Genomic DNA, 12,466 nt, shown 5'->3' on the forward strand with positions numbered 1-12,466 from the left:
ACGCGATGCCGCGCCGGGAACTGCCGTACCACCGGCTCCTGCTCGCGCATGTGGCTTACATCGTCTGCCGCAGCCTGATCAATCCGCGCGTGTACGCCTCGGTCGGCCTCGACCCGCGCGAGGCGCACAGAGTCGCGCTGACAAACCCGCACCATCGCGAGACGATCCGGTTCGGCGGCGAGAAGATCATGCCGTTCCTGTCGGAGGCCGGGCTGGTCGGCGCGCCCGGTATGTACTTCTGGCGCAAGTCCTTCCTGGTCGAGTAGCTAACGAGGGAGGCGGTGCGGCGAGTGCGCGACGCGGTCCGGTGAGCGGACAACTCACCCGTTGGTGGGCGTGCCTGTTCCATGACGATTTACCCGGGAAAGTTCCGATCGTCAGGGTCCGCCGACGAGGGGGAGGTTCCGTTGCCGACGCCTGCCAGGAGAAGCAGGACTCGTTCACGGATACGACTTAGAGCGCTGGCGTTAGCCGCAGCGGCGCTGCTCGGGATGGGGCTCACGGCCGAGTTCGGCGTCAGCGCAAGCGCGACAGGCATCGGCAGTCACGGACGTACGGACGACCCGCTCACGGCGCAGCTCGCAGCCGAGGCGCGGGCGGTGTCCGACCCGCAGAGTCCTGAATTCCGGCACTTCCAGGCGCCCGCTCAGGTGGCCAAGTACCTGCCGGGAGCCACGGCGCGACATCAGCGGGCCGCGAGCGGTGGGCTTGCGGGCGAATTGATGCAGTCACAGCGTGTTGATGCGGGAATGGTACTTGCGCAGAACGGTGGCGGGGAGGACGAGGGTGCGCAGCCTAAGCCTTGTTCGCAGTACTTCGGGCAGCTCACCGCAAGCCAATACCCGCCGACGTTCGGCACGCACCTCCCCTTTGCAGTATGCGGATACACGCCAGCTCAACTGCGGTCGGCGTATGACACCGATGACCTCACCGGTCGCAACGTCACGGTCGCAATCGTGGACGCGTACGGCTCACCGACGATCGAGCGCGATGCGAACCAATACGCAACGCGGCACGGCGACAAACCGTTTGCCGCCAAGCAGTACAGCGAGCAGGTCGATCCGAAGGCGTGGACGCTAATGGATCCCTGCGGCGGCACCGATTCCTGGGCAGCTGAGCAGACGCTCGACGTCGAAGCCGTGCACGCGCTCGCTCCCGACGCACGCATCCGCTACTACGGCGCGAACTCGTGTCAGGACTCGGACTTGCTCGCCGCGCTCACCGACATCATCAGCCATCACCTCGCGGACGTGATCACAGCGTCGTGGGGCGGCCCGATCCACTCAACCGGCGGCGACATATCAGCAGACGTCATCGCTCGCTATGACCGGCTGTTCCAGATGGCCGCGCTAGAGGGCATCACCGTCGACTTCTCAGCTGGGGACTGCGGCGACAACGCGCCGACGAGCACATGCGGCGGCCCGCAAGGCATCGGATCGTCCGAACCACAGACCTCATACCCAGCCTCCGATCCATGGGTGACCGCGGTCGGCGGCACCAGCCTGGAAATCGGGCGCGATGGCGAACCCGAAGGGCAGACGTCCTGGGGCACCCGGGCGTGGCGGCTCGCGGAAAATCCGGCCGGCGCAAAGGGAAGTGGCGGCGGTGAAAGCGATCCACCGGGGCCGCAGTGGCAGCCGCTCGGCTGGATCTTCGGCGGCGGGGGAGGCACGTCCGCGGACTTCGCGCAGCCCTGGTACCAGGCCGACCGCGTCCCGGCCTCGCTCTCGGGAACGCTGCTCACCGGCAAACCGGCGGCGACCCCTCGACGCACCATCCCGGATCTCGCCCTCGATGCCGATCCGTTCACCGGAATGCTCGTCGGGCAAACCGTGCAATCGACCGACAGTTCCGGTAAATCAGACAGCGCACATAGAGGGACAATACATAAGGAGACAAGCGTGTATAAGGAGGCAGCGGTCGGCGGCACCAGCCTCGCCAGTCCCCTGCTCGCCGGACTCGAAGCCGACGCAATTGAAGCCAACCGCGGCGCGGACCTCGGTTTCGTAAATCCCTCGCTCTACCTTCATGCGCGCGGCACATTCCTGCGCGATGTGATCGGGATCACAGCCAACGACGGCGCGGTGCATACCTCGCCGACCGGCCAGATCTATCCCCCAATTCCGGGCAAACCGGCGGTACTCGCGTCTCTCGGCGACGACGGCCCGCTTCTCGCGGCACCGGGATATGACGCGGCAACCGGGCTCGGCGCTCCAGGCGACGACTTCCCGCAGCGGCTCGCGGCGCGCTGAAGTCAACCCGTCCTGCGGGGCGCGGAATCCGGCGCTGCCTGGAAATTCGTCCTCGGGGAAGTAGGGAAAACCCTTGTTGCGCGGCGGCGAATTTGCGGCCCGCACCGTCGTAAGCCGCTGACAGTTCGGCGAATACCGGGCAACTTCAATATCTTTTGCGTCCAGCCATTGCGCGGCGGCGGTTGCGGGCAGTAGCAATGGTTCGCTGCGGTTCCACGTGCCGGTCAATCGGACATGGCGCGCCGGCCACCGCGGCCAGCCCACCACTCTCGTTCTCCCGCCCAGAGCGGGATGATCTCCAAGGGGAGGAAGGCACCCATGCCTCTCGCCGCACAACGGCGGGCCAGGCGGGTCGCCGCCGCGGTCATACCGACCGCCGCGTTGCTCGCCACCGCGCTCACGTCGGCCGCACCGGCCAACGCCGCAGCGACCAGTTCGTCCATTGCCGTAAGCCACCCGGCCTGGGCCACGCCCCAGGCCGACAAGGGCGCCGTTCCGGCGAGCACCCGGATCACCGCCCGGGTGTATTTCGCCTCGCAGAACGCCGCCGGCCTGGACGCCTTCGCGAAGGCGGTCTCGGACCCGTCCTCCGCGCAGTACGGCAAGTACCTGAGCGCCGCGCAGGCCGCTGCCAAGTTCGGCCCGTCCGCCGCGAACAGCGCCGCGGTCAAGAGTTACCTCACCGGCCACGGTCTGAGCGTTACCGCGACCGACGAGCACTACATCGACATCGCCGGCACCGCGGCGCAGGTCGAGGCCGCGTTCAACACCGGCCTGCACAACTACGCGACCACGACCGGCCTGCACCACGCGCCGACCGGCAACCTCACGCTGCCCGACTCGGTCGCCAAGGGCCTGCTCTCGGTCGTCGGCCTCGACGGAGTCCAGAACACCTCGGCGCGCCCGGACTCGACCTCGGTCTCCAAGTCCATCGGCACCAAGAGCGGCAGCACCCCGGCCACCGGCGTCCCCGAGCCCTGCTCGACCTACTGGGGTCAGTACACGGCGACCGGATTCCCGACTGGCTACACCGCGAGCGAGCCGACGGCTCCGTGCTCTTACGTCCCGCCGCAGCTGCGTAAGGCATACGGCGTGAGCGAGACCGGCCTGACCGGTAAGGGCGCGACGGTCGCAATCGTGGACGCATTCGGCTCCTCGACGATGCTCGCCGACGCCAACCAATACGCGACGAACCACGGCGACAACGCGTTCCGCGCCGGTCAGTACACCGAGTACGTCACCCCGGCGGACTGGACGAACCAGGCCGCGTGCGGTACCGCCGCGGGCTGGGCTCCCGAAGAGTCGCTGGACGTCGAGATGGCGCACGGCTACGCGCCGAACGCCAATGTCGTCTACGTCGGCGCGAACTCCTGCACCGACCAGGACTTCCTGGCCGCCTGGCAGATGATCGTCGACAAGCACCTGGCCGACGTGGTCTCCAACTCCTGGGGCGAGATCATGCACGGCCCGACCGCCACGTACTTCGACACCTCGATCATCGCGCCGTACGAGCAGGTGCTGAAGACGGCCGCCGTCGAGGGCATCGGCTTCAACGTGTCCTCCGGCGACTGCGGCGATAACTCCCCGGGCGCCGCGGCGACCGGCGCGAACTGCGACCCGAACACCACGGAGGCGCAGACCCAGTGGCCGGCCTCCGACCCGTGGGTGACCGGTGTCGGCGGTACCGCGCTGGCCATCTCGAGCGCTTCCGGCAACTACAAGTTCGAGACCGCGATGGGCAACCAGCGCTCGGTCCTGTCCCCCGACGGCAAGTCCTGGAGCCCGTTCCCGGGCTACTGGTACTTCGGCGGCGGCGGCGGTACCACTCCGGACTTCAACCAGCCCTGGTACCAGACCTTCGCGGTGCCGTCCTCGCTCTCGCACACGCTGATGACCGGCCAGAAGGTCGCCACCGCGCACCGGGTGCTCCCGGATGTGGCCATGAACGGCGACCTGCTGACCTCGGTCGCGGTCGGCATGTCCGACGGCAGCCCTTACTCGGAGGCCGGCTACGGCGGCACCTCGGTGTCCTCGCCGTCCTTCGCGGGCATCCTGGCCGACGCGATCCAGGCGCAGCGCGGCCGGCCGCTCGGCTTCGCCAACCCGGCGCTGTACCTGCGTGAGGGCCTGTACACCGACGTCACGGCGCACCCTGCCGCGACGCACATTGGCAACCAGACCCTGTCCGCGGCGTACGACCTCGGCTACAACGCGGACGGCAGCCGCCGGGTGCGCCTGTACTCGATCGGCACGGACTATGGCCTGAACGCCGGCCACGGCTTCGACAACGCGACCGGCCTCGGCTCGCCGAACGCCTGGTTCCTGTGGTCCTTCGGGCTCGGCTTCTAGGCACAACGGCCAGTAGGCACAACGGTTAAGGCGCCGCTGCTAAAGCGCCGCTGCTGAACCGATCGGCGGGCCGTCCCTGCGGGGGCGGCCCGCCTTCGCGTTCCCGCTCGGTAGGCTCTGCTGTCGAGTCAGGAAGAATTCGTGGCCGTAGCCGTATCTGTATCCGTAGCACAGCGAGCCGAGTGAGGAGCGCGACGTGGCGTCCGAGTCCAGCTTCGACATCGTCAGCAAGGTCGACCGGCAGGAGGTCGACAACGCGCTGAACCAGACCGCGCGGGAGATCTCGCAGCGCTTCGATTTCAAGAACACCGGGGCGTCGATCGCCTGGTCGGGCGAGAAGATCGAACTGCGCGCGGACGCCGAGGGCCGGGTGCTCGCGGTGCTCGACGTGTTCAAGGACAAGCTGGTCAAGCGCGGCGTCTCGCTCAAGGCCCTGGACGCGAGCGAACCGCAGCTGTCCGGCAAGGTGCACAAGATCAGCGCCACGGTCACCGAGGGCATCAGCCAGGAGAACGCGAAGAAGGTCTCCAAGCTGATCCGGGACGAGGGCCCCAAGGGCGTCAAGGCGCAGATCCAGGGCGACGAACTGCGGGTCTCCTCGAAGTCGAAGGACGACCTCCAGACGGTCATGACGCTGCTCAAGGGCCAGGACTTCGACTTCGCGCTCCAGTTCACCAACTACCGGTAGCGCGCGGCGGCTGACAGTCACCCGCAGCCGATCGGACAAGCCGGTAGGGGTAACATCCGGACCCGTGACAGTGAACGCGCCGCTGCGCCCGGCGACCGCAGGTTGGTCAGAGCCCGTATTCGGCGGCCAGGGCGCGGCCAGGACCGCTCGGCCGGGCAGTGCTCAAGCAGACGGTGTTCAAGCAGACAGCGTTCAAGCAGGCAGTGCTCAAGCAGAGGGTGCGCGGGTGCTGCGGCTCGGGCGTGTGGTCGTGCCGCTGCGGTGGCCGCGGAGCTTGGCGGCTTGGGCACTGATCGTGTCGGTGATCGCGACCGCGGTGATGGTCGGTGAGCCGGGCAAGATCCGGAACACGACGTGGAACGACACGTACCGGTACATCACCGCGATCGAGCGCGACCTCGGCAAGAGCGACGCGCAGGCCAAGGCGATCGCGCTCGACTACTACTGCACCGACCTGGCGCGCACGACCGGCAACGCCGCGACGAAGGCCGGGATCCGCAGCGGCTGCATCGCGCAGTGGACCGCGGCCGGCGGCCTCTCGCCGAACCTCCCCCGGTTCAACCAGATCTTCGATTCGCGGCCGGGTTATCCGCTGCTCGCCGCGCCGTTCGTCGCGGGCTTCGGGCTGAACCGCGGGCTGGCGCTGCTCAGCGTGCTGCTCACGTTGCTGGCCGGCTGGGGCGTGGTGCTGCTGATCCGGCTGGCCGGCGGCGGCACGCTGGCCGCGCTGGCCGGGATGGTGGCCCTCTACACGATGCCGACCTGGTTCTGGCTCAATCAGTTCCTCACCGAGGCACCGACGCTGGTCTGCACGATCGCTGTGCTTATCGGTGCAGTGCTGATACTGCGAGGACGCACACGGCTCGGGCTCGTCGTCTCGACGATCGCGTACGTGTGCGGATTCGTCGTGCGGTACTCGACTTTCTCGGTACAGGCCGGATGCATGGTCCTGACAATCGGGCTGCTCGCCTGGTGGAGCCGCGAGTGGCGCAACCGGCGCGCCGGGCTACTGGCGCTGTACAACGCGGGCGTGCTGGTCGTGCTGACGCTGCTGCCGATGGCGTTCGGCTGGCCGGGATTCAAGGATTCGCTCGAGGACACCTTCACCAACCACTACGCCAAGCCGACCCCGCCGGACCTTTACGGCAAGTGGATCTCGCTCAACCGGCACTTCTGGCTGGCCACCGCGAAGAACTACCTGCATGACCCGCTGGTGCCCGCGCTGCTGATCCTCGGCGCGGTGCTGCTGTGGCGATACCGCCGGGATTTCGGCGCGATCGTCGGCGCGGCCGCGCTCACCGGGCTGGTCAGCGCGGCGGCGCATCCGCTGACCTCCCAGCTGGACCGGCTGTACTTCCAGGTGTACCTGCTGGGCATCTGCGGCCTGCCGATCCTGGCGGACCTGATCGAGCGCCAGCCAGGATTATTCGAGGCGGTACGCGCTAGCCGGGCGGAAGCGAAGCCCGGCGCGGCGAAGGATGTGACGAGCGGTGCGACCGACGACGGGCATAGCGCACGGCGAAAGGCGGACCCGGACGCAGCCGGGTCATTCGTGAGAACTACGTGAAGAACCCTCCTCGGGACGATCCCCCTGACGTCGCGCGGTGCTGTCATAGATGCAGACACCGAATCGACGTCCCGCTAACGCACGGGGAGTGACCGAGAAGATGAGCGAGCACGACACGAACCACCGCACCGACAAGCACGACGCGCCGGTGAGTCCACTGCGCCGCGGCACCGTCCGCGCCATCGCCCCGGTATCCGTGGTCGCGATCGTGGCCACGGGGGCCGCGCTCGCGCCGCAGTTCGCCTCGGCCGCGCCGGCTCTGCCGCCGATCTCCGCGCAGAACCTGCTGGTGAAGGTCGCGCAGTCGAAGGTCGAGGCGTACTCGGGCACGGTCGCGCTGACCACCAACCTCGGCCTGCCGGCGCTGCCGAACCTCTCCAACCGGGCGAATCCGCTCTCGCTGCTCAGCGGCACGCACACGCTTCAGGTCGCGGCCAACGGCCCGCACAAGGAGCGGATCGCGCTGCTCGACACGATGTCCGAATACGACCTCGTGCACAACGGCACGCAGGTCTGGCTGTACGACAGTTCGCAAAACAGCGTCGAGCACGCGACGCTGCCCGACAAACCGGGCGCCGATGCGAAGCTGCGATCCAAGGCCGACCAGCTCGGCAAGGCTCCGCTCACCCCGCAGCAGGCGGCGCAGCAGTTGCTGGCCGCGCTCTCCCCCTCGACGTACATCTCGGTGGATGGCACCCAGTCGGTCGCCGGGCGCGCCGCGTACACACTGGTGCTCACGCCGAAGCAGAGCGGTTCGCTGATCGGCAAGATCACCATCGCCGTCGACTCCGACAACGGCGCGCCGCTGCGGGTCGCGGTCTATCCGCACGGCTCGGGAACGGCGGCGTTCGACGTCGGGTTCCAGAAGGTCTCCTTCTCCGCGCCAAGTGACGCGCAGTTCAACTTCAAGGCGCCCAAGGGCTCGACCGTGCACGAGATGGCGGGCCAGGCGCGGGAGCGCGGCATGGCCGGCCTGAGCGGCGCGAACCTGAACCCGCAGGTCCTCGGCAAAGACTGGCTCTCGGTCGTAGAACTGCACGGCGTGGACCTCAACGCGCTGACCAACGCGGCCGGCTCGGGTTCGAAGGGCGGCTCGGATCGCGGCAACGCCAACGGGCTGTTCAACGGCGACATCTCCAGCTACCTCAACACGCTGATCGGCGCCGGCAAGCAGGTGAGCGGGGCGTTCGGCAGCGGCAAGCTGTACACGACCAATTTCCTGTCGATCCTGATCACCAACGACGGCCGGCTGTTTGTCGGCTCCGTGACGCCGGCCGTACTCGAGGCGGACGCCGTGGCACAGGGCGCGAAGTGAGGACGAAGTGAGTCCGGAAAGCCCAACGATCGAGACCCACGGGCTGTCCAAGCGGTATCGCGGCGGACAGCTCGCGGTGGACGGGCTGGAGCTTTCGGTGCCGCAGGGAGCCGTGTTCGGCTTTCTCGGCCCGAACGGCTCGGGCAAGACCACCACGATCAGGATGCTGATGGGCCTGATCGGGCCGACCGCGGGCCGGGTCGAGCTGTTCGGCGAGCCGATCCCGCAGGCGACGAACCGGGTGCTGCCGCGGGTCGGCGCGCTCATCGAGGGTCCAGCGCACTACCCGTATCTGACCGGCGCGGATAACCTGGCCCGCTACGACGCGGCCGACCGCAGCGCCGACCCGAAGACGCGCAACGCCCGGGTCGCCGACGCGTTGGAGCGGGTGGGTCTGAGCAGCGCGGCGCAGAAGAAGGCGAAGGCGTACTCGCTCGGCATGAAGCAGCGGCTCGGCTTGGCCGCGGCGCTGCTTCAGCCGCGCGATCTGCTGGTGCTCGACGAGCCGACCAACGGGCTCGACCCGCAGGGCATGCGTGAGATCAGAAGTTTGATCAAGTCGCTGGCGGCGGACGGCACGACCGTGTTCCTCTCCTCGCATCTGCTCGACGAGATCGAGCAGGTCTGCACGCACGCGGCGGTGATGAGCAAGGGCCGGCTCGTGGTGCAGGGCACGGTCGGCGAACTCGGAGCGGGGCTGCGTGCCAGGCTCGCGGTGACGACGCCGGACGCGGCCGCAGCCGAGATGGTGCTCAAAACCGTGCTCGTGGCCGCTGGTAGCGCGAGTGGAGACGCGCAGGTGCACGTCGAGGGTGACCGCGTCTCCTGCGATGCGGACGGGCTCGAACCGGACGCGGTGTGTGCGGCGCTGGTCGGCGCGGGGGTCCGGGTGTTCGCGTTCGGGATCGAGAGGCCATCGCTCGAGGACGCATTCGTGGCGCTGACGGGGGAGGGCTTCGATGTCGCTCAGTAGCAGTGTGGGAAACAGCGGCACGGCGGAAAGCACCGCCGTGCAAAACGGCACCGCCGAGGTGCCTGCGGGTCGTGCGGTGAGCAGGGGCGCACGCACGGCCAGGCCGCGCATCCGGCTGCGCGGTTCGTTCGCGCTAAATGAGCTGGCCACGATGTTCGGCCGGATCCGCAACCTGGCGCTGCTCGGCGCGCTGGCCGCGATTCCGCTGGCGCTGGGCATCGCGATCAAGCTGACCACGAATCATCCGGACGGTGGCGGCGGCTTCATCTCGCAGGTCTCGAACAACGGGCTGTTCCTGGTCTTCAGCTCGCTGACGATCACGCTGCCGGTCTTCCTGCCGCTGGCGCTCGGCGTCGTCGCCGGGGACTCGATCTCTGGCGAAGCCGGGCAGGGCACGCTGCGATACCTGCTGGTCGCGCCGGTAGGCCGCAATCGGCTGCTCGCCGTCAAGGGCGGCGCGCTCGTCGTGTTCTGCGTGGTGGCCTCGTTTACGGTGGCCGTCTCAGCCTTCGTGATCGGACTGATCCTGTTTCCGATCGGGCAGGTGACGCTGCTGTCCGGGGAGTCGATCTCCTTCGGCGCGGCGCTGGTGAAGGCGGTGATCATCACGCTGCTGGTGGCGGCCTCCCTGCTCGGCCTGGCCTCGATCGGGCTGTTCGTCTCAACGCTCACCGACACGGCGATCGCGGCCATGGCAGTAACTGTGGGCGTGACGGTGCTCTCCGGCATCCTGCAGACGATTCCGCAGCTCAGCTCGATCCAGCCCTGGCTGTTCACAGACCAGTGGACCTCGTTCGCGGACTTGCTGCGTGATCCGGTCTACACGCCGAACATCGTGCACAACGTGCTGATCCAGGCGCTGTACGTGGCAGTCTTCGGCTCGGCCGCGTGGGCGCGGCTCTCGTCGAGGGATGTGCTCGCGTAAGCGCGCCGATCGGCGCTGCTCGGTAAATGCAGCTCGGTTAGCGCAGCCCGGCCATCCGCTCGAGGCGGGCGATCCGCTCGGCCATCGGCGGGTGGGTGGAGAACAACCGGGCCGCGCCGCGGGCCTGTCCGCCGAAGGGGCTGGCGATCATCAGGTGGCTCGCGGTGACCAGTTCCGGCTCGCGCGGCAGCGGCATCCGGGAGGTCGCGTAGTCCAGCTTGTGCAGGGCGGAGGCGAGGGCCAGCGGGTCGCCGGTCAGCCGGGCGCCGATCGCGTCCGCGCGGTACTCGCGCGAGCGGCTGATGGACAGCTGGATCAGCGTGGCGGCCAGCGGGCCAAGCACCATCGCGGCGAGGATGCCGGGCAGGCCTGGGCCGTCGTCGTCGGTGCGGCCGATCGGGATGAGCCAGGCCAGGTTGACCGACCACATGATCACACTGGCCAGCGCGCCGGCCACCGAGGAGACCAGGATGTCGCGGCTGTATACGTGCGCCAGCTCGTGGCCGATCACGCCGCGCAGCTCCCGCTCGTTGAGGATGCGCAGGATGCCGGTAGTGCAGCACACCACCGCGTTACGCGGGTTGCGGCCGGTGGCGAAGGCGTTGGGCGAGTCGGTCGGTGAGATGTACAGGCGCGGCATCGGCTGGCGCGAGGCGGTGGCCAGTTCCCGCACGACGCGATACATCACTGGTGCCTGCGGCTCGCTGACCGGCTGGGCCCGCATCGCCCGCAGCGCGAGCTTGTCGCAGGAGTAGTAGATGTAGCCGTTAGTGCCGAGCGCAACGAGCAGGGCGAGCAGCAGTCCGGCGCGGCCGTCGCACAGCCCGCCGACAGCGAGCAGCAGCCCGCTCAGCAAGCCGAGCAGGGCGGCAGTCTTCGCTCCGTTGTGACGCACAGGAAGGTTGCTCATCGTTGTGGTGTATCCGCCAAGTCCCGAAGTGGTTCACCCCTCCAACGACCGGACGATCACGACCGTTCCCGTGCAGGTCGGGACGGTTGCGCTGCGTTACCGCGCGGTTGCTGCCGGACCTGAGCTGACTACCCAGGGCCAGGTCTGCGCGGCGTCGAGGGCGGGGTTGGGCCAGAACGAGAATACGACGGCGAGCGCGAAAGCGATGCCCACCGCAAGCTTTGGCGCTACCGCCGGGACGGTGCGGGTCGGCGCGAGGGCGGCAGCGCTGTCAGGGGCCGCGCTCAGCGTTTCAGTGCCGGTAGTGGTGAGCTGCGCCGCGCCGAAGAGCGACACGTCGAACAGCACCGCGGCCCAACGCAGGTAGTAGTACAGCGCGATGACCACGTTGACAGCCATGATGACCGCGAGCCACGCCACATCGCCCGTCATCGCTGCCTTGAACACCGCCACCTTCGCGAACAGCCCCATGACGCCCGGCGGCAACCCGGCCAGGCAGAGCAGGAAGAAGGCGAGCGCGAACGCGGCGCGCGGCCGCTGCCGGTACATGCCGCGATAGGCGGCCAATTCGCCGCCGGAAGGCAGCCCCAGTTCGGCCGCGGCGCCGTTTTCGGAATGGGCACTGTCCCCGAAAACCGCGCTGACGACGGCGAACGCGCCGAGGTTCATCACCGCGTACAAGACGAGGTAGGCGACCGACGCGGAGACCTGAACCGACTTACTCACCGCCAGCGGCACGAGCACGTACCCGGCCTGCGCGACCGTGGACCAAGCCAGCAGCCGGACCGCCGAGCGCTGCCGCAGCGCGATCACGTTGCCGACGGTCATGGTCACCGCGGCGAGCACCGCGAGCAGGATGGCGAGCGAGTGCAGGTACGGACGGAACGCCGCCTCGACCGTCAGGATCAGACCGGCGAAGCCTGCCGCCTTTGAGACGACCGACAGATACGCCGCGACCGGGATCGGCGCGCCCGCATAGACCTCGGGAGTCCAGAAGTGGAACGGTACCGCGGAGATCTTGAACCCGAAGCCGACCAGCGTCAGCACCACGCCGACCCCGGCCACCTGAGCCTGCGCGCCGCCTTGCGCCGAAACGTGCGACAGCCCGGCGTTGACCCGGTCGAAGAAGACCGAGCCGGTCGCGCCGTACACCAGCGAGATCCCGAACAGCATCACCGCGGTCGAGGCGATGGACATCAGGAAGAACTTCAGCGCCGCCTCTCCCCCGGCTCGCCGGCCGAAGCCGACCAGCGCGAAAGCCGGCAGCGAGAGAGTCTCCAGCGCGACCGTGATGGTGATGAAGTCGCGCGCCGCGGCCAGCACCAGCGCTCCGGTCAGCGAGCTGAGCAGCAGGAAGTGGTACTCGCCGAACGGCACCTTGAACCGGCGCGGCGCCATCAGCACCACCAGCACGGTCGCGGCCAGGACGAGAGTCTGGAGGGTGAGCGTGAAATCGTCGACCGCGTAGGAGCAGGAGAGCGCTGAGG

The 12,466-nt window shown here is 68.5% G+C and carries 10 protein-coding genes; 8 read left to right on the forward strand and 2 right to left on the reverse strand.

All coding sequences use genetic code 11. The features are described from left to right. From VN779_RS14675 to VN779_RS14710, 8 genes are all read left to right on the forward strand, one after another. A partial coding sequence (locus VN779_RS14675) for a diiron oxygenase (protein ID WP_325723518.1) occupies positions 1-266 on the forward strand: 266 nt, incomplete at its 5' end. Positions 267-491: 225 nt separating this feature from the next. Beyond that, on the forward strand, positions 492-2,252 hold the full coding sequence (locus VN779_RS14680) for a S53 family peptidase (RefSeq protein ID WP_325723520.1): 1,761 nt from the start codon (positions 492-494) through the stop codon (positions 2,250-2,252). 318 nt (positions 2,253-2,570) lie between these two features. Further along, complete coding sequence (locus VN779_RS14685; RefSeq protein ID WP_325723522.1) at positions 2,571-4,601, forward strand: S53 family peptidase; 2,031 nt, start codon at positions 2,571-2,573, stop codon at positions 4,599-4,601. Positions 4,602-4,797: 196 nt separating this feature from the next. Continuing rightward, positions 4,798-5,289 carry a YajQ family cyclic di-GMP-binding protein gene (locus tag VN779_RS14690; RefSeq protein WP_325723524.1) on the forward strand — a complete coding sequence of 164 codons (492 nt, stop codon included), beginning with the start codon at positions 4,798-4,800 and terminating at the stop codon, positions 5,287-5,289. A 64-nt stretch (positions 5,290-5,353) separates the two neighbouring features. Further along, positions 5,354-6,856: a hypothetical protein gene (locus VN779_RS14695; protein WP_325723526.1), complete on the forward strand. Its 1,503-nt coding sequence runs from the start codon at positions 5,354-5,356 to the stop codon at positions 6,854-6,856. 100 nt (positions 6,857-6,956) lie between these two features. After that, complete coding sequence (locus VN779_RS14700; RefSeq protein ID WP_325723528.1) at positions 6,957-8,171, forward strand: hypothetical protein; 1,215 nt, start codon at positions 6,957-6,959, stop codon at positions 8,169-8,171. A 7-nt stretch (positions 8,172-8,178) separates the two neighbouring features. Further along, entirely contained in the window at positions 8,179-9,144 is a 966-nt protein-coding gene (locus tag VN779_RS14705) for an ABC transporter ATP-binding protein (protein ID WP_325723530.1), read from the forward strand. Further along, a complete protein-coding gene (locus VN779_RS14710) occupies positions 9,131-10,069 on the forward strand; it encodes an ABC transporter permease (protein ID WP_325723533.1) in 939 nt (312 codons plus the stop codon). The genes VN779_RS14705 and VN779_RS14710 overlap by 14 nt, the downstream gene beginning before the upstream one ends. Positions 10,070-10,106: 37 nt before the next feature. Here the strand turns inward: VN779_RS14710 and htpX are convergent, their stop codons facing one another. Both htpX and VN779_RS14720 read right to left on the reverse strand, forming a co-directional pair. Then, positions 10,107-10,979 (reverse strand): zinc metalloprotease HtpX, encoded by an 873-nt coding sequence (gene htpX, locus VN779_RS14715; RefSeq protein WP_325723535.1) that lies wholly within the window; start codon positions 10,977-10,979, stop codon positions 10,107-10,109. Between the two features lie 96 nt (positions 10,980-11,075). Next, on the reverse strand, positions 11,076-12,466 hold a 1,391-nt coding region (locus VN779_RS14720; RefSeq protein ID WP_325723537.1), incomplete at its 5' end, for an NADH-quinone oxidoreductase subunit N.

Origin of the sequence: Actinocrinis sp., from assembly GCF_035605935.1 — a bacterium.
Lineage (GTDB): Bacteria > Actinomycetota > Actinomycetes > Streptomycetales > Catenulisporaceae > Actinocrinis.